Source organism: Candidatus Nitrotoga fabula, from assembly GCF_905221025.1.
Classification (GTDB): domain Bacteria; phylum Pseudomonadota; class Gammaproteobacteria; order Burkholderiales; family Gallionellaceae; genus Nitrotoga; species Nitrotoga fabula.
This window is the reverse complement of sequence record NZ_CAJNBL010000024.1, coordinates 76,661-94,517: the sequence shown is the minus strand read 5'-3', so window position 1 is coordinate 94,517 and position 17,857 is coordinate 76,661. Positions and strand designations below refer to the sequence as shown.

The following is a 17,857-nucleotide window of genomic DNA, read 5'->3' as shown; positions in this document are numbered from 1 at the left end:
GGCGTCCATATAAGGGCTTCCCTAAATGAAAGCTTTCTGCTCTCCTCTTCGTTAATATACACTTCACCCTGAACCAAACTAACTTACCTGTTCAACTTTCATCCAAACCCTTCTTGACGAACTTTACATCAAGCTGTTTCAGCTTTCGATACAAATGCGTACGCTCCAAACCCGCATTTTGGGCTACGCGGGTAATATTTCCGTTCTCTTTATGCATATGGTAATTGAAATACAAACTGTCAAAATGATCCCGCGCTTCGCGTAATGGCAAATCAAGCGGTAACGGAAATTTCTCCACAACTTCCCACACATTTGTCTTACCTAACTTGACCATTCTGCCCCCTGATGCAGGTATTTGACAATTATTTGGCATTTCCCCCCCCCTAATTGCCTTGGCAACAGCATCAAGCAATTTCTGCAAGGCGATTGGTTTCTCAAGAAAATCCACCGCACCAATTCGCGTTGCTTCCAGAGCGGTTTCGATTGTGCCATGCCCGGACATCATAATCACCGGCATGGTCAACAGGTTCTGTCTTACCCACTCTTTTAACAAGCTAACGCCATCCGTATCCGGCATCCAGATATCCAGCAGCACCAAATCCGGAACCTGCCGATTACGAAAATCCCGAGCCTGAATAGCATTTTCAGCCAAGTGCACCCGGTAACCCTCGTCAAACAAGATTTCAGAAAGCAGCTCACGTATCCCTACTTCATCGTCTACCACCAAAATTTCTTTAGCTGCCATTCTCAAACGACCTCTTCTAACAAAGGCAAAGAAATACTAACTCTCGTCCCACCTGTTGATACATTCTCAATCACAATGTTACCACCATGCTCCTCCACAATTTTCTTCACAATCGCCAGCCCTAGGCCGGTACCCTTCGGCTTAGTCGTCCTATACGGTTCAAAGGCACGCGCTAGCAAATGTTCAGGAAAACCACTTCCATTGTCTTGCACACACAATCTTAATATTCCGCCTTCATCCAAAGTGCTCAAGATAATTTCTTTTAGTGCCACATTCTGCAGCGCATCACAGGAATTCTGTAGTAAATTATGAATCACTTGGCGCAGACGGGTCGCATCCCCTCTCACCCGAGCCCGCGTGGCATTCATGCACAATGTAATTGGAATGCTGTTCGCTTCATATAAACCAAGCACTTCCCGTAAAAGTTGATGCATATCCAGCACTACAAGCTTGGGAGCAGGTGCCCGAGCATAGTCAGCAAATTCTGACACCATATTTTTCATTGCTGCAACCTGGCTCACGATCGTTTGCGTGGCTCGCAGCAACAGCTGCGCATTGCTTCCGGTCAAATGAGCACTCAATTTATGCTGGAGGCGCTCTGCAGACAACTGAATCGGAGTCAACGGATTTTTAATTTCATGTGCCAGACGTCGCGCCACTTCGCCCCAAGCAGCCTGGCGTTCCGCCTGCAGCAAATAGGTAATATCATCAAATACTACTACATAACCATTCCCTGTTGCCGTCGACAGCCGGGTTCCTCGCATCAACAATATCTGGTCTCCATTCTTGCTGATCCGTTCAATCTGACGCTGCCATTCGCCACTTGTCACTTCACTGAATGCCTGCATGACCGCCTTGGAGAATGGTTTTAACAATGGATGCCTCACTGCGATTTCCACCAAGGATACACCTTGCATATCCAGGAATGATGCCCCAAGTATGTGCGCCGCACTACTATTGACGGAACGCAACCTGAATTCTTCATCTACAACTAGAACCCCTGATGATAGATGTGCAAGCATGCTTTCCAGATACGCTTTTGCGTCCTCTGCCTGACGTTGTTGCTGCTCGCTGGTAGCTTTTGCATCTGCAAGCTGCTTGGTCATCTGGTTGAACATCCCTGTCAACACTCCCAGCTCATCGCTACTTTTAATTGGATGCTGACGTGAAAAATCTCCCTGGGCTACAGCCCTAGTCCCTTCAGCCAATGCAGCCAACGGCGCACTCAAACGAACACTGATAAAAAACGCAGCAGATACCGCGCTCAGCAAGACAATCAGCAAGGACAGGGTCAGGGTAACTCCATACAAGCGCTTTAATCCCAAACGGGAAAGCGAAAGCTCCTGATAGTCACGATATACAGCTCGCACCATTTCTGCATCCGCAGCCAGTTGCTTGGGCACGGGTTGCGACAGTTGCAGAAAACTAGGACCGGATGAGTTCTTCAGTGACCCCACCATAACAAAAACACGAAAAATCAAGCTATTATCTGGAAGCGTATCAATAATACTATGCAGCCCATTCTGTTTCGTCTCCCATATTATCTCTGGGTTCGGCACATCCGGATGCAACTTACTGCGGCTGCTGGCAAAAACAAGAATCTTACCCCCATCGCTCACCAACGCAGCATCCTGGGCTTTGCCATTACCTACAAGCTGATTCAGCGTTTCTGAATATTGGTCCTGGGGCTGCTTCACAAGAAGCAAGGCAGCAGCCTGCCCTTCCTTGCTCAATTCCAACAAACCGATTTCCAGCGCACTGCGTCCCAGATTCAACCCTCCCTCAAGAGCTTTTTCCACCCTCAGATCAAACCAAGATTCAATGCTCTTATCAAGAAACTGGACTGACACAGCATACACCAGCACTCCAGGCAAAATTGCAATCAAGATAAAAAACAGCGCCAAACGCAAAGTCAGTTTTGCGCCAAAAACTTTTGCCTTAAGCTTTACACGCAACTGCCAAAGCTGGTAGGCAACCAGCACACTCAGAAACAACGCAAGAATGCCAGCTAAAGCTAGCGGCAAATAATAATTCCGGGAAAACAGTTCAGTATTTGCACTGGCACTTGACAGCAGATACAACAAAAAGCCACCAAGAAATATACTGATTAAAATCAGATATTTCACCCTCTATCCTCTTTCTCGCTCTGCTGAAATACCAATCGGGTGTACTATCCAACGATACCAGTTGGAATCAAGATTCCAATCTTGGGTAGCCATGGCATTTACTTGCAGCGGCTTGGGTAGCTGCGTAATATCCAAACGCATTCGCGCTGCAACGATGTAATCCCCCATTTTAGGCAAGATCATGGGCGCAGAAGACTGATGGCTGATCACACGCAGCGCATCTCCAAGGCTGGAGAAATTTTGAAACAGAGACCCACGTGTGATGCGGTACTGCCGCGTTAATTTGTTATAGGACAACTTAGTGGTTTGCTCGTTCTCAGCAATAACTTCATCCAGCCAGTACCAACGAGGACGGATCAGAGTGAATTCGCTAATAAAATAGAGCGGAACGCCAAGCGTTAATGCCTGATCTACAACGAAATTCAAACTAATATCAAAGTCCGCAGAAAACTGGTAACGCCCATCGACAATTCGCGCCTCGGTTTTGAGGACTCTGATACCCTCCGCACTAACAGCTGATATGTTCAGCAATAGCAACAACAGAATTGCATGAAATCGCGCCAATTCAAGCATTTTTTTGCAGTAACGCATAAAAAAAACCATCATGATGGTCGTCGGGAAATAGCTGGCCATTATTTAAGTGAACTGCTGGTATGGGCAACTGCCTGCCATCGGCGTTCCGCATCAAAAATTCATTAATAACACATTGATTTTCAATAGAAAAAACTGAACAAGTTGCATATAGTAGCATGCCCCCATCGTCCAGCATGCTCCATAATGTACAGAGAATAGACAATTGCTGCTGCGCGAATCCCTTGATATCTTCCGAGCGGCGCAGCCATTTTATATCAGGGTGCCGACGCACCACTCCCGATGCGGAGCATGGCACATCCGCCAGAATACGCTGAAAAGGTTTGCCGTCCCACCAGCCATCCGGCTGAGATGCATCTCCGCACTGTAGCTTCGCATGCAATTTTAAACGCTGAAGATTTTCACCTATCAATTCCAAACGCCCAGCATTTTTATCCAGAGCCAGCAAATCAACTTGAGCAAGCTCTAAAATATGAGTACTCTTTCCCCCTGGTGCAGCACATGCGTCCAGTACTCGCATGCCATCTTTTACATCCAATAAATGTGCCGCATATTGGGCACCTGCATCCTGCACCGACACCAGTCCCTCAAAAAACCCGGGCAATTTCATTACCGGAACAGGTTCTGCCAATAACACCGCACCGGGTTTGATCAGGCTGGATTCGATATCATGCCTTGCAAGGATTGCTCGATAATCTTCCGGGCTATTCCGGCGGGAATTCACTCTTAATGTCATGGGTGGATGCCGGTTCCCGGCCAGCAAAATTTCTCCAGCATGAACTCCATATTGATTACGAACTGTATCTATCCACCATTGCGGGTAAGCATAACGTCCTTCTTCACTGATACTCGCCTGTGTGAGTAATGCATCACGATTACGCAAAAAATTACGTAAAACTGCATTGGTCAATCCACCAGCTGCAGCATTGCATTTCCGTACTGCACGCACGGCATGATCCACCACTGCATGGGGTGAAGCTTTAGTATGCAGCAACTGATATAACGCCACTAATAACAGGCAACGTACCTGCGCATCCTGAACTGGTTTATGCAGCAACTGATCAAGCACGCGTACCAGCTGGCCATAAAAACGCAACGTACCATAACTCATGTCCTGAAGCGCTCCACGTTGCTGGGAAGTAATCCGAAGGCCATTTTTCCCTGCAGAAGGGCTCAAAAGGACACTTAATGCCTGGTTCAGATTCTTGCCTGCCAAAACCTGGCGAACAACCTGACTGGCGCTCTGTTGTATGGTATGCATATTAAATGTGGGAAGTGAAACAATCACCCGGATACACGGGGAATCCTCGCATGAATTGCTCAGCCGGCAATGCTTTTGCATTCTGCCGCTGCAATACCTCAAGGCGTACTGCCCCTTGACCACACGCCACAACAATGCCATTTTGATCTATTTCAAGCACTGTTCCGGCCTCACCTTCAGGCCCCTGACATATACTGGCCTGCCAGATCTTGACCGGTACCGAATTAAAAAAAGAATATGCAACAGGGAACGGATTATAGGCACGCACCGCCCGCATGATTTGCATTGAATTTTCCGACCAGTTGATTAAAGCTTCTGCTTTCGTTATTTTGACGGCATACGTTGCTTCGGCATCATTCTGTGGCACAGCCATCAGTTCACCTTGGGGCAGCAAGCGTAGCGTTTCAACAATGGCATCCGCTCCCAATTTCGCCAATTTGTCACCCAATGTCTGGGCAGTATCCAGCGTGGTGATCACACAAGATTTTTGCAATAACATATCTCCGGTATCCAGCCCCTCATCCATTTGCATGATAGTAATTCCAGTTAGATCATCACCTGCAATGAGTGCGCGTTGAATCGGCGCTGCACCGCGCCAGCGGGGTAACAGCGAAGCATGAATATTTAGGCATCCATATCGAGGCAACCTTAACAATACCTGCGGCAAAATCAGCCCATAAGCAGCAACCACTATTACATCAGCGCCATAGCCAGCAATCTCTTGCTGGGCTTCTGCAGATTTTAAAGAAGGAGGTTGTAAAACAGGAACCCCCCACTCCAACGCAAACTTCTTCACGGGACTGGGGGTGAGTCGCAAACCTCGGCCAGCAGGCCTGTCGGGCTGGGTCAAAACTGCAACTACAGAAAATTGCCGATGCAGCAATTCTGATAATGCGGCGACGGCAAAGTCAGGAGTACCTGCAAAAATAATTTTTAGAGGAGAGTCAATTATATGAATACCTTAAAATTCGAATCATTGCGTTTCGCTCTCTGCAATGAATAGTAAGAAAGAACCAATACGGAATGCCCCACTTGCATTTGCCAAATTAGTGTAATTATCTCGTTACATCGTTTCCCTGCGATGCTTCTTGAGCTTAGCCCTTAGCCGGGACTGTTTGAGCGGAGAAAGATATTCGACAAAAACTTTGCCTTTCAGGTGATCCATCTCATGCTGGATACAGATCGCCAACAATCCATCCGCTTCCAGCGTAAAAACATCACCCTGCAAGTTCCGGGCACGCACAGAAACATGTTCAGCACGACGAACCTTTTCATAAATTCCGGGAACGGACAAGCACCCCTCCTCGTACATGCATTCACCACTACAAGTGACAATCTCCGGGTTAACAAATACCATTAGTTGGTCCCGGGTCTCGGAAATATCAATCACGATGATTTGCCGATGTACATCCACCTGGGTAGCTGCCAGTCCTATTCCTGGCGCAGCGTACATTGTTTCGGCCATATCCGAGACTAGTTTCCGAATATCATCGGTTATATGATCTACTGACGCTGCAACGTTATGCAGCCGTTCATCTGGATATTGCAATATTTGTAAAATTGCCATAATCGCTTGCCAAGTTAAAGGTATTCTAGGAAACAATAACAAACGGATTCCAAAACGTCATGTTTTTCTGCTTGCATTCTATAAACCAGATCCCATTTTTATGCAATTGGGCAATTTTCCCAATAATAACGTTATATCTCTAGCCAGAATAAACCCCATCCACATATACCGGAATTCCGCTCATATCAGGTTTCCTGCCAGAATTGAAAATGGCCATGCGGTGCACAATTTTCTCCTGACAAACCAGGAGGTATCGCCTCTGCTATTAACGCATTCACTGACAACCACTAGCTTTTGATTCGGCTAATCAAACAGTCAAAAGTTCGACTCTTTCAAATCGCAAAGTCTTACCATGCAAATATATGTATATGTTAATTTTTAAAACTTGGGGAAAGCCTGCAACAGGCAACCTCGATCATAACTAAAGTAAAGATACGGCCATTAAAAACCAATATTATCATGAACGACTTTTCCCTGTTATGAGCGGATTCGATAAAATATAAATTACACAGTTCATCCAGGATTCCCGGCGCGAATTTGCCAATGAACCATCCAGAAAAACATCGCAATGCTTAGGGATATCAATGAAAATCAACTACCCGGGAAACTTCTCCAAACTTCATAAAGCCTGAAAAATTTAACACTCGCGGAATGCCACGATTTACATGAAAACTGGGAAATAATTTTGAAACTCGACCATTGCAGACACCGAAAATACAAAACAACAATCCAAATTATTCCTGCCATTGTTCACAAATTTGAAAATAATCTTTCAGACACACTTCATACTCAGAGATAATGGAAATATGAAACCAAACCTCATATCCCATGAAACTTTTATGATATACCTTGAAGCGCTGCGCTGTACTTTGATTAATGCAATATATCTCTGTGATTCAAACTGGAACGGCGGCACAAAACCCCTGACAACACATATGTTGCACACGCCAACGTAATGGACTCTTCATTACTGAAGTAAATATGAATACTGAACTCGCTTCATGGCTGACTCTGCACCAGATTCAGGGCTTAGGAAACGAAGGTTTGCGCCGCCTGTTAAAAATCTATGGCAACCCAGCTCGCATCTTCTCGGCACCGGCACAGGATCTTCAGAAAATAGTTCGCCCGGCAATTGCGGCAGTGATCGCGCAAGGTATCGACGAAAAAGTTATTTCCCCCATTATCAGATGGCTTGACGACCCACAGAATCACATTGTCACCTTGGCTGATCAAAATTATCCACAAGCATTACTCAATATCTCTGACCCCCCCACGCTATTGTATGTAAAGGGGCGAACCGAGTTGCTCAATAGCGCGGCACTCGCCATAGTCGGGAGTCGCAACGCCACTCCATCCGGGCTGTATAACGCGGAGATTTTTGCGCGGGCTGCAAGCAGCACCGGCCTGTGCATCGTCAGCGGCATGGCACACGGCATAGACGCCGCTGCACATATTGGAGGCCTTCAAGAGAACGGTTCCAGTATAGGAATAATTGGAACCGGACTGGACAAAGTTTACCCGGCAGCCAACCGGGAGCTGGCTCACCGATTGGGTGCCGATGGGGCATTGATATCCGAGTATCCACTTGGTACGCCACCAATTGCAGCAAATTTTCCACGCCGCAACCGCATTATCAGTGGCTTGAGTCTGGGGTGCCTGGTAATCGAAGCCTCCATGCAAAGTGGTTCACTGATTACCGCGCGTATGGCATTAGAACAAGGTCGTGAGGTATTCGCTCTTCCCGGGTCAATCCACTCACCCCAAGCCAAAGGTTGTCATCATTTGATCAAGCAAGGCGCTAAGCTGGTCGAATGTGCGCAGGATATCCTTGATGAACTGAGGGAAGGTTCCACTAAAGTCATCCTCGAATCAACGACACCCGAAAAAAACCATTTGCAGTTATTAACGCATCTAGGGTTTGATCCAGTAGACTTAGACAGCTTAAGCCAGCGCAGCGGCTTGACGATTGAAGCACTATCCGCCATTCTGTTACAACTTGAAATGGATGGGAGCGTTGCAACTTTACCAGGCGGACTGTACCAACGTTTACGCTAAATATTTCAAAAACTCAAAAAATAATAAGGTAATCTATCCTAGGAAATGGTACACACGCAACGATTCATGGCAGATAACCCTTGGCACCGCCCTGATCCGGTTTTTCACCAATCTTAAAAATTTACTCGCTACTAAACCATAACAGTAGAATTAACCTGCTTTACTAAATGACCAGACTGAAAAAACCGATAGTAAATCGTAACAGGACGGCAGACTTTTCTTTTAATTTCAATCAACAATGGATCTTATCGGCGTATTATGTTTGATATTTTAATGTTTTTATTCGAAAGCTATTTCCATTCCGGTACCTACCCCAATTCTGACAAGCTATCCCGCAAACTTTCTGCTGCCGGATTTGACAATGAAGATATTCATCTTGCTCTCACCTGGCTGTCTGGTCTGGAACAATTAAACAAAGCAGATTATCCATCCGCCATTAACGGAAGCAACGGACGTTTTTACGCGGCCATCGAAATGAAGCGTATTAGCTATGATGTACGCTGTTTCCTTACATTCTGGGAACAAAGCAAAATCATTACCCCTGTAGAGCGTGAAATGATTCTGGATCGTGCATTTGCCCTGAACCGTGAAAACCTACCTCTCGACAAAATCAAACTCATCGTTCTCATGGTGTTATGGAATCAACGTCAGGATCTAGATCCTCTAATAATCGAAGACCTCCTGTCTCCAGCCGATTCCATCCGCTTACATTAAACATCTTAAAAAACCATGGCGAGCAACCTTCTAATCGTTGAGTCTCCGGCCAAAGCCACAACGCTGAAAAAATATCTGGGGCAAGATTTTGAAATACTGGCAACCTATGGTCATGTACGGGATCTGATACCTAAAGCGGGAGCAATCGACCCAGAACATGGCTTCGCAATGCAATATGAAGTTATTGCACGCAACAGCAAACATATCGAGGCCATCGCCAAAGCTGCCGCTAAAGCAGATCACATCTATCTGGCACCGGATCCTGACCGTGAAGGCGAAGCCATTGCCTGGCACGTAGCTGAAATACTTAAAGAAAAACGCACCCTAAAACATAAAACCGTGCAACGGGTTGCTTTTTATGAAATCACCCGATCAGCTGTACTTGAAGCAATCGAACATCCACGTGAAATTTCGATTCCCCTAGTCAATGCACAGCAAGCGCGCCGTGCACTAGATTACCTGGTTGGCTTCAACCTTTCTCCTCTGCTTTGGCGGAAAATCCGCCCAGGACTTTCTGCCGGGCGCGTTCAAAGTCCTGCATTACGTCTTATTGTAGAACGAGAATTAGAAATTGAAGCATTCCGTTCGCAGGAATACTGGACAGTGCATCTAGACAGCCATAAAAATGACCAGCCATTTACTGCCAGACTATTCCAGTATCAAGGAAAAAAACTTGGACAACTGGATATTGAAAATGAAACAGAATACCGTAAAATCTTTGACTATATTAGTGCAGCCAAACATCCGCCGCGGGTTGCGCGAGTCGAGAAAAAGACAAAACTGCGTCATGCCGCCGCTCCATTTACTACATCCACAATGCAGCAGGAATCTGCCCGCAAGTTGGGAATACCAACCGACCGCACTATGCGTATTGCCCAACAGCTTTATGAGGGAATTGACATCGGTGGTCAAACCATTGGGCTAATCACTTACATGCGTACCGACTCAGTCACGCTGGCACAGGAAGCCATAAAGGAAATCCGCGATTATATCGCTGGACAATTTGCCCAGGAATATTTGCCCAAAACTGCTTTGACCTATAAAAGCAAAACCAAAAACGCGCAAGAAGCACATGAAGCAATACGCCCAACTTCAATTGTACGCACTCCAGATGACATCAAGGAATTTCTGACCATTGATCAGGCAAGGCTATACGAAATGATCTGGAAGCGAACGCTTGCATGTCAACTAGCTCCCGCTCGCTTCGATACCGTCAGCCTTGATATTTGCTTGGGAGAAGAAGACACCCTGTTTCGTGCCACCGGTCAAACGCTACTATTCCCAGGCTTTATCGCGGTTTATCAAGAAAGCACCGATGACACAGAGGATGACGAGAACAAAAAATTACCCCCGCTGGCCGAGGGAGAAACCATTCCCCTAGACAAATTATACGGAGAACAACATTTTACTCAGCCGCCACCACGTTTTTCCGAAGCCAGCCTGGTAAAAACCCTTGAAGAGCATGGTATAGGGCGCCCATCTACATATGCCAGCATCATTTCCACATTGCAAGCTCGTGAATATGCGGTACTTGAAAAAAAGCGCTTCAAACCCACTGACGTTGGACGGGTGGTCATACGTTTCCTCACAGAGCATTTTACTCGCTACGTGGATTACGGATTTACGGCGCAAATGGAAAACGAACTGGATGAAATTTCCGACGGAAAACGTGACTGGATCCCGGTACTAAACGATTTCTGGCATCCCTTTTCTGCTCTTGTACATGACAAAAAGAACATCGAACGCAAAGATGTAACCCAAGAATTAATAGAGGAAATCTGCCCAAAATGTGGCAAACCTTTAGCTACCCGGTTAGGGAAACGAGGAAATTTCATTGGCTGCACAGCCTATCCAGAGTGCGATTACACACGGAACCTGACTGAGGACAACGCCGAAGAATCACGCAAAGAACTTGGATTTGACCAGGCCAGCGGTTTAGTGGTGCTCTTGTTACGCGGCCCATACGGCTACTATGTTCAACTTGGCGAAGTGAAAACCGAAACCAAAATAAAACCCAAAAGGGTTTCCTGGCCGAAGGATTTGCCCGTGGAAAATGCAGATCTGGCTACCGCCAACCAATTACTGCAACTCCCCAGAGAACTCGGATTCCATCCTGAGAGCGGCAAAAAGGTAATCGTGAACATTGGGCGCTTCGGACCTTATATCGGACATAATGGAAAATTCAAATCCATACCCAAAGAAGACAGCGTATTCACCATACAATTGGATCGCGCAGTTGAATTATTGTCCCAAGCAAAAGCATCCAATACAGTATTAAAAGAACTTGGGGAACATCCTGTAGATCACAAACCGTTGGAAATATGCCTTGGCCGTTATGGTCCTTACGTAAAACATGGGAAAATTAATGCAACTATTCCTAAAGATTTATCCCCTGAAGAAATTACCTTGGAAGAAGGATTGGCTCTGCTGGAAGCCAGGATTGCCAAAGGATCACCTCTAAAGAAGACCACGACCAGGAAAAAAAGTGTTACGCCCCAAAAGATGACCCGTACCAGAAAATCCACAACCCCAAAATAAGTACTGTCTTTCCTGATTTGAAAACAATTCGTTCAGGCATCCAACACGCAACAGAATCTGCCATCCCCTTTATCGCCATTGCTTACGGCAAACTCTAACCTTCAAGAACCTATTCAATTTATCCATTACCAAAAACCTCTTAAAGTTAGGAACATGACATGTCAATTAGTCTGCAACACGGTTTTTGATTTATTGAAAGTATGTAACTCCTATAAATAACGTGACTTATCCCCGGTAGCAAACCCACACAAGGGCACATTCACCCCTTTACCCACAGCGATTACTTTAAACAGCTCTCCCATTTCGGCAGGACTGGTCAGTTTTTGCAGCTGGGCAGAAAGCGACAGATAGTCCCGAGTATTTTCAGGATTGGTTTCAGACAACAGGTTGACAATCCCGGCATTGATCAAAAAACAGGCTTGAGTAGTATATCCGTACAAGCATAGCCCTGAGTCCATTGCCGTTTCTGCAACCGCGGTAAAATCCACATGCGATGTTATGTCCTGCAGGCCTGGCATGAAGAACGGGTCATCATGTACACGATGACGATAATGGCACACAAGAGTGCCTTGGGTACGCTGCGGATGATAATATTCGCGGGAGCCAAACCCATAATCAATGAACAGCAGCAATCCCTGTTCCAGACGCTCGCTCAGACTGGTAACCAAACCTCGGACAGCAAGCGATATTTCACTGATCATCCCATCGGGGGCATTAATCTGCTGAGCAAGTTCTTTTAATCTTGAGTTCTCCAGCAGACGTTCCTCCCAAACAAAATTTTTCCCCATGCTCGCCACACCGCGCTCAAGAATATTTGCATCTGTCCAGCTCACAAGATGAACCGGCAGCGCATCCAGCACTTCATTGGCAATTAGCACCCCGGAAATGCTTTCTGGCAGCGCATCCAACCAGTGTATGCGGTCAATTAAATGAGGCACGCGCCTTTTCAGCAGTTTCTGCTGCCGGTCACGCAAATCAGGGCTGACTTCCAATATATCGTAACGCACTGGCAGGCGCCCCCTCCTTTCCAGCTCGCTCAATACATCAGCAGCCAACTTGCCACTGCCTGCACCAAGTTCAATGATATGCAGCGCAGTCTGTGGCATGATTTCAATTAGTTGCAGTGCAAGGGTACAACCAAACAATGATGAAATTTCTGGCGCGGTGACAAAATCTCCGGCCTCACCCAACTTACACGTCCCGGTACTGTAATAGCCCAGCCCAGGTGCATACAAGGCCAGTTCCATAAAACGCGCAAACTGAATCCATCCGCCCTGCAACGCGATTTCCTGATGAATCAGATCACGCAATTCGTCGCTGTGCGCTTGAGACTCCGGGGAGGGGACTGGCAGTGAAAGCATGATTGAAAAATTGGGATGTGTTAAATTGCAGGCTGCAAGTTTAGTGGAGAGTTCGGTGCAAGGTAAAGTAGTATTAGTCACAGGAGGAGCAAAACGCGTTGGGGCTGCAATATGCCGCAGACTGCATGCAGCAGGGGCAAGCATCGCTCTGCATTACCGCTCCTCCTCACTGGATGCAGCAACTTTGCATTCCAGTCTGAGGGCTCTGCGCCCTGATTCTTCATTGCATATCCAAGCCGACCTATTGGATCCGCAAGCCATCTTCAGCTTAGTGGAAAAAACCATCGATCACTTTGGGCGCCTGGATGGGTTAGTTAACAATGCCTCCAGTTTTTTCGCGACGTCATTGGACGAAGTGAATGATCAGAACTGGAACGACCTGATCGGGACCAACCTCAAAGCTCCATTACTGCTCGCACAGGCGGCAGCAAAAGAGTTACGGCGCAATCATGGCGCCATAGTGAACATAGTGGATATCCATGCCGAACGTCCCATGCACGGGCATTTGCTATACAACATCGCAAAAGGCGGCTTGGCAGCACTCACACGGGCTCTGGCACAGGAGCTGGCACCGCAGGTCCGCGTCAATGCGATTTCTCCCGGCGTCATTGTGTGGCCTGAAAACGCAGAATGGGGCAATGAGACACTGCGGAGACAAATCATCGGACAAACCCTGCTTAAACGGGAGGGCGAACCCGAAGACATCGCACGTACGGTATCATTTTTATTAAATGATGCTCCCTATATTACCGGACAAATTATTTCGGTAGATGGCGGGCGCAGTGTCCACCTTTGAAAAACAATATGAATGACATTATAAAACCTATCCAATTTGAACATCATTCCGGAAACTTCAACCGCCTTCGCGGACGGCTGGAACAGCAAGTTGGCCGTGCTGTGGGGGACTTCAACATGATTGAAGAAGGCGACACCATCATGGTGTGCATGTCGGGTGGCAAAGACTCATACACTCTGCTGGAAATTCTGCGTACGCTGCAAAAACGCGCACCAATCGACTTTCGTCTTATCGCAATGAATCTCGATCAAAAACAACCGGGTTTCCCCGAGCACGTATTACCGAATTATTTCAAATCAATAGGCATCGAGTACCGGATTGAAACCCAGGATACTTATTCCATTGTTAAAGAAAAAATTTCCACAGGGAAAACTACCTGTTCACTCTGCTCCCGCTTGCGTCGCGGCATCATCTATCGCATAGCCGGTGAACTGGGGGCAAACAAAATTGCACTGGGGCACCATCGGGACGATATGATAGAAACCTTGTTCCTAAACATTTTCTTCGGCGGAAAACTCAAGGCTATGCCACCCAAACTAGTTACTGATAAAGGTGAGCATATTGTAATTCGCCCACTGGCGTATTGTGCAGAAAAAGATATTGCATATTTTGCCCGCGCCATGAAATTCCCAATCATTCCATGCAATTTGTGCGGCTCACAGGAAAACTTACAACGCCAGAATATCAAGGAAATGTTAGCTTCCTGGGAACGTCAGTACCCCGGTCGCACACAGTCCATCTTTACAGCCATGCAAAATATTAAGCCATCCCACCTTATGGACAGCAATCTTTTTAATTTCAAAAATATCAACATGGAAAACTTCTTAGGGGAAGGTGATATCGCGTTTGATGGAAATTGATCGTGCCTCACATAAAAATTTAACTTGCCGGCCTGTAAAAAACCTGCCACTTATCTCCCGACATCCTGATCCACTGCCTATCATCGCATCCAGCAATCCCATCTTAGCTACCACCCGACACATGTAAAACCTCGGCAACCTGCCTAGCATCAACCAGTAACCCCCCCACAGCACAACCATCCGATTCGCACAAAAACGAATAAATATATTGCATTGAACATCAAAAACAAGTCATGCTGAAATGTTTATATATAATCTCGGTAAATTTACAACACAAAGTGCAGGAAAAAGACACTAAGCAAAACACTCAGCCACCTAATTCATTATGACCAGAATTATTTCAAATTTGCAGGCAGTCCATGATGCCATAGCTCAAGCAGCGCGTATGGCTCATCGACAAAAAGAAAATATCGAATTAGTGGCCGTAAGTAAGGGATTTTCTGCTGATGCGGTACGTGAGGCGCACCAAGCCGGACAACTTGCTTTCGGAGAAAGCTATATTCAGGAAGCCATCAATAAAATTGAACTGACGCGCGATCTGCCACTGCAATGGCATTTCATCGGGCCAGTACAGAGCAATAAAACACGCGCTGTATCTGCACACTTTACATGGGTGCACAGTCTTGACCGTTTGAAAATCGCTGAACGCCTGTCTAAACAGCGGCCCTCAAATTTGCCACCGCTCAATATATGCATACAGGTTAATGTAAGTGGAGAAGACAGCAAAAGCGGCATCGCCCCTGAAGAAGTAACGGAATTGGCACTGGCTGTAGCGCGTTTGCCACAACTAAAATTGCGCGGACTGATGACCATCCCGGCGCCAGCAGAAGAACCTGAAACCCAACGCATCCCATTTTTTAAACTACATCAGCTAATGCGCCAGATCAACAAACTAGGACTATCTTTAGATACTTTATCAATGGGAATGTCACATGATCTTTGCGCGGCAATACTTGAAGGTGCAACCATCGTGCGCATCGGCAGAGCAATCTTTGGTGAAAGAATTTACGGAGAAAATCAATGATGGTTTGTTTTGTCGGTGGCGGCAACATGGCGTCTGCACTGATTGGCGGAATGCTTAAACAGGGCTTCAATGCCACACAAATATGCGTTGTCGAAATCAATATCAGCAGCCATGCGAAATTACAGCATGAATTTGGCGTGCGCGTCGTAACCGGACTGAAAGAAGGAATCGCAGGAAGCAATGTGATTATCTTGGCGGTCAAACCGCAGCAACTCCATGAAGTTGCTGCCAACCTGGCACCATTATTATCCGGACAATTGCTCATCTCTATTGCAGCGGGTATCCGGGCCACTGATTTGGCACTCTGGCTGGATACACAAAATATTGTACGCGCCATGCCCAATACACCTGCAATGATACAAACTGGAATAACCGGTTTATACGCATTACCCCAGGTAAACACGGAACTCCGTTACACAGCGCAAAAAATACTTGCTGCAGTTGGGAGCACTATTTGGCTAGAAAATGAAACGATGATGGACGGCCTTACTGCGATTTCTGGTAGCGGCCCAGCCTATGTATTTTATTTTATTGAAGCACTGCAGCAGGCAGCCGTAGAACTTGGCTTCGACCACGAAACAGCACGGCATTTAGCTCTCCATACCTTTATCGGCGCATCCAAACTTGCCGATGTAAGCAGCGATGACGTGCGTATACTTCGGGAACGTGTCACTTCCAAAAATGGCACGACCGAACAAGCTATACGCACCATGGAAAACCATTCGGTCAAAAAACATATCATTGAGGCTGTAAATGCTGCTGCCAGACGTTCCAAAGAAATAGGCGACGAACTGGGGAATTCACAATGCTGAATGACGCACTTCAATTGTTGCTAGACACCCTGTTACAGCCATTCACAGTGATATTACTGTTGCGCTTTCACTTACAATGGCTGCGTGCTCCAATGCGCAATCCATTCGGTGCATTCATTATATCGTTAACCAATTTTCTGGTACTACGAACTCGCCGCTTTATTCCCTCCGCCCTGGGATTAGATACAGCATCTCTGTTACTAGCTTATACAATGGAAATGATTTACCTGAGCATTACCCTTTGGCTGTCCATTTCACCTATCGGTTTCCCGGTAGCTGGCTTGCTGATATTGACATTGATTAAATTGATAAATATCAGCATTTACCTGCTAATGGCTGCATTATTAATCCAAGCGCTGTTATCATGGTTCAATCCCCATTCGTCAATGGCAGGGGTGGCCGCTTCAATAACCAAACCTTTTCTTCTCCCCCTGCAACGGCGTATCCCTGTATTCGGGAATATTGATCTCTCCCTATTTTTATTATTTATCCTATGTCAGCTTATCCTCATCGTACCAATGCACTGGCTGGAAAAAATGGCCAGGAGTCTATTCTGACAATGTGGCACCAACACAAAGAAGGAGTTATTTTCCTATCGCTATACATACAGCCAGGCGCCAAACGCAATGAAGTGATTGGCCTGCATGGGAAAGCTCTGAAAATTCGTTTGGCAACGCCACCCATTGAAGGACGCGCCAATGAAGCTCTGCTACGATTTATCGCCAATAAATTTAGCGTTCCGATTCGGAATGTTGAATTAAAACAGGGAGCGCGATCGCGCCATAAGATAGTGCTAATAAATGGCAGCACAATAAAACCAGAGTGCCTGCTCGATATGAATGCACCATCCCAAGATAGCGTTTAATCTACTGAACCCGGTTAAAATTGATACCCATTTTTTAATGGGACGTCAGTATCGCAGCCGGGCTGCCAGCCCATCATTTCTAAAATTCAAAAGCTGCGCTGAGTTCATCCAGACGCGAATAGACCCCGTAATCTTTGTATGCTGCAAGAGCCTCCTTTAAATCTGCAAGAATTTCAGGCCTTTTTTCTTCTAATTCTTCTGGCAGATTCATCATTACCAGCCCCCATGTCATCCAACCTCTTTTACCCATCATTCTTCCATTGGTAATTTTGAGGCGCACAAATATCAATGTTCCTTTCCAGTAAAAAGTGAAATCATGCTGATTCCGAAACTCATCCGCCCCCGTCACAATCCATCGAAGATAAATATCGCGTTCCCGGTCAACAGTCCAATCAAGCCGTACCTCCGATTTTCCATAGCAACGATTGATTTCCTCCAAACCATATTTCTTAATATCTTCATCTGCTACAAATTCGTTCACAAAAGCCATTAATTCTTCTCCTGTTCATATTCTGGTGCAGATTAGCTGACCCATGAAACAT

General features: G+C 46.3%; 16 protein-coding genes and 1 pseudogene. 9 read left to right on the top strand and 8 right to left on the bottom strand.

What is annotated here, in order from left to right:
• Positions 1 to 373 precede the first annotated feature (373 nt).
• The 6 genes and pseudogenes from KJA68_RS11110 to def all read right to left on the bottom strand — a co-directional run.
• Positions 374 to 745 (bottom strand): annotated as a pseudogene (locus KJA68_RS11110) (response regulator); the annotation flags it as partial.
• Between the two features lie 2 nt (positions 746 to 747).
• Complete coding sequence (locus tag KJA68_RS06545; RefSeq protein WP_213036136.1) at positions 748 to 2,871, bottom strand: ATP-binding protein; 2,124 nt, start codon at positions 2,869 to 2,871, stop codon at positions 748 to 750.
• Positions 2,872 to 2,874: 3 nt separating this feature from the next.
• Positions 2,875 to 3,462 (bottom strand): DUF4390 domain-containing protein, encoded by a 588-nt coding sequence (locus tag KJA68_RS06540; protein WP_246487093.1) that lies wholly within the window; start codon positions 3,460 to 3,462, stop codon positions 2,875 to 2,877.
• The gene (rsmB, locus tag KJA68_RS06535; RefSeq protein WP_213036135.1) at positions 3,437 to 4,723 is read right to left on the bottom strand and encodes a 16S rRNA (cytosine(967)-C(5))-methyltransferase RsmB; all 1,287 of its coding nucleotides are present in this window, start codon (positions 4,721 to 4,723) and stop codon (positions 3,437 to 3,439) included. Before rsmB ends, KJA68_RS06540 begins: the two co-directional genes overlap by 26 nt.
• Position 4,724: 1 nt before the next feature.
• Entirely contained in the window at positions 4,725 to 5,651 is a 927-nt protein-coding gene (gene fmt / locus KJA68_RS06530) for a methionyl-tRNA formyltransferase (RefSeq protein WP_320412113.1), read from the bottom strand.
• A 135-nt stretch (positions 5,652 to 5,786) separates the two neighbouring features.
• Positions 5,787 to 6,290 carry a peptide deformylase gene (def, locus tag KJA68_RS06525; RefSeq protein WP_213036134.1) on the bottom strand — a complete coding sequence of 168 codons (504 nt, stop codon included), beginning with the start codon at positions 6,288 to 6,290 and terminating at the stop codon, positions 5,787 to 5,789.
• A 981-nt stretch (positions 6,291 to 7,271) separates the two neighbouring features.
• On the opposite strand from def, the gene dprA reads away from it, so the two are divergent.
• The 3 genes from dprA to topA all read left to right on the top strand — a co-directional run bounded on the left by dprA (position 7,272) and on the right by topA (position 11,597).
• Positions 7,272 to 8,345, top strand: coding sequence for a DNA-processing protein DprA (gene dprA / locus KJA68_RS06520; RefSeq protein WP_213036133.1), 1,074 nt, complete (start codon positions 7,272 to 7,274; stop codon positions 8,343 to 8,345).
• Positions 8,346 to 8,603: 258 nt separating this feature from the next.
• Positions 8,604 to 9,059, top strand: a complete 456-nt coding sequence (locus KJA68_RS06515; RefSeq protein ID WP_213036132.1) for a Smg family protein — start codon at positions 8,604 to 8,606, stop codon at positions 9,057 to 9,059.
• Between the two features lie 15 nt (positions 9,060 to 9,074).
• Positions 9,075 to 11,597, top strand: a complete 2,523-nt coding sequence (topA, locus tag KJA68_RS06510) for a type I DNA topoisomerase (RefSeq protein WP_213036131.1) — start codon at positions 9,075 to 9,077, stop codon at positions 11,595 to 11,597.
• Between the two features lie 209 nt (positions 11,598 to 11,806).
• Here the strand turns inward: topA and KJA68_RS06505 are convergent, their stop codons facing one another.
• Positions 11,807 to 12,958 carry a class I SAM-dependent methyltransferase gene (locus tag KJA68_RS06505; RefSeq protein WP_213036130.1) on the bottom strand — a complete coding sequence of 384 codons (1,152 nt, stop codon included), beginning with the start codon at positions 12,956 to 12,958 and terminating at the stop codon, positions 11,807 to 11,809.
• A gap of 55 nt (positions 12,959 to 13,013) precedes the next feature.
• Between KJA68_RS06505 and KJA68_RS06500 the strand changes: the two genes are divergently transcribed.
• The 6 genes from KJA68_RS06500 (at position 13,014) to KJA68_RS06475 (ending at position 17,315) form a co-directional block, all read left to right on the top strand.
• The gene (locus KJA68_RS06500; RefSeq protein WP_213036143.1) at positions 13,014 to 13,754 is read left to right on the top strand and encodes a pteridine reductase; all 741 of its coding nucleotides are present in this window, start codon (positions 13,014 to 13,016) and stop codon (positions 13,752 to 13,754) included.
• A gap of 8 nt (positions 13,755 to 13,762) precedes the next feature.
• Positions 13,763 to 14,614 carry a tRNA 2-thiocytidine(32) synthetase TtcA gene (gene ttcA, locus KJA68_RS06495; RefSeq protein WP_213036142.1) on the top strand — a complete coding sequence of 284 codons (852 nt, stop codon included), beginning with the start codon at positions 13,763 to 13,765 and terminating at the stop codon, positions 14,612 to 14,614.
• A 325-nt stretch (positions 14,615 to 14,939) separates the two neighbouring features.
• A complete protein-coding gene (locus KJA68_RS06490) occupies positions 14,940 to 15,638 on the top strand; it encodes a YggS family pyridoxal phosphate-dependent enzyme (protein WP_213036129.1) in 699 nt (232 codons plus the stop codon).
• Entirely contained in the window at positions 15,635 to 16,450 is an 816-nt protein-coding gene (proC, locus tag KJA68_RS06485) for a pyrroline-5-carboxylate reductase (protein WP_213036128.1), read from the top strand. Before KJA68_RS06490 ends, proC begins: the two co-directional genes overlap by 4 nt.
• On the top strand, positions 16,444 to 17,007 hold the full coding sequence (locus tag KJA68_RS06480; RefSeq protein ID WP_213036127.1) for a YggT family protein: 564 nt from the start codon (positions 16,444 to 16,446) through the stop codon (positions 17,005 to 17,007). Before proC ends, KJA68_RS06480 begins: the two co-directional genes overlap by 7 nt.
• A gap of 2 nt (positions 17,008 to 17,009) precedes the next feature.
• Positions 17,010 to 17,315, top strand: a complete 306-nt coding sequence (locus tag KJA68_RS06475; RefSeq protein ID WP_213036126.1) for a DUF167 domain-containing protein — start codon at positions 17,010 to 17,012, stop codon at positions 17,313 to 17,315.
• Positions 17,316 to 17,394: 79 nt separating this feature from the next.
• Here the strand turns inward: KJA68_RS06475 and KJA68_RS06470 are convergent, their stop codons facing one another.
• On the bottom strand, positions 17,395 to 17,805 hold the full coding sequence (locus tag KJA68_RS06470; RefSeq protein ID WP_213036125.1) for a hypothetical protein: 411 nt from the start codon (positions 17,803 to 17,805) through the stop codon (positions 17,395 to 17,397).
• Between the last annotated feature and the right edge of the window lie 52 nt (positions 17,806 to 17,857).

Excerpts from the sequence above, each read along its gene's own strand:
- topA (WP_213036131.1), top strand. The coding sequence starts at position 9,075 with ATGGCGAGCAACCTTCTAATCGTTGAGTCTCCGGCCAAAGCCACAACG.
- KJA68_RS06475 (WP_213036126.1), top strand. The coding sequence starts at position 17,010 with ATGTGGCACCAACACAAAGAAGGAGTTATTTTCCTATCGCTATACATA.
- def (WP_213036134.1), bottom strand. The coding sequence starts at position 6,290 with ATGGCAATTTTACAAATATTGCAATATCCAGATGAACGGCTGCATAAC.
- dprA (WP_213036133.1), top strand. The coding sequence starts at position 7,272 with ATGAATACTGAACTCGCTTCATGGCTGACTCTGCACCAGATTCAGGGC.
- KJA68_RS06515 (WP_213036132.1), top strand. The coding sequence starts at position 8,604 with ATGTTTGATATTTTAATGTTTTTATTCGAAAGCTATTTCCATTCCGGT.
- KJA68_RS06505 (WP_213036130.1), bottom strand. The coding sequence starts at position 12,958 with ATGCTTTCACTGCCAGTCCCCTCCCCGGAGTCTCAAGCGCACAGCGAC.
- KJA68_RS06490 (WP_213036129.1), top strand. The coding sequence starts at position 14,940 with ATGACCAGAATTATTTCAAATTTGCAGGCAGTCCATGATGCCATAGCT.
- proC (WP_213036128.1), top strand. The coding sequence starts at position 15,635 with ATGATGGTTTGTTTTGTCGGTGGCGGCAACATGGCGTCTGCACTGATT.
- rsmB (WP_213036135.1), bottom strand. The coding sequence starts at position 4,723 with ATGCATACCATACAACAGAGCGCCAGTCAGGTTGTTCGCCAGGTTTTG.
- ttcA (WP_213036142.1), top strand. The coding sequence starts at position 13,763 with ATGAATGACATTATAAAACCTATCCAATTTGAACATCATTCCGGAAAC.
- KJA68_RS06480 (WP_213036127.1), top strand. The coding sequence starts at position 16,444 with ATGCTGAATGACGCACTTCAATTGTTGCTAGACACCCTGTTACAGCCA.
- KJA68_RS06540 (WP_246487093.1), bottom strand. The coding sequence starts at position 3,462 with ATGCGTTACTGCAAAAAAATGCTTGAATTGGCGCGATTTCATGCAATT.
- KJA68_RS06470 (WP_213036125.1), bottom strand. The coding sequence starts at position 17,805 with ATGGCTTTTGTGAACGAATTTGTAGCAGATGAAGATATTAAGAAATAT.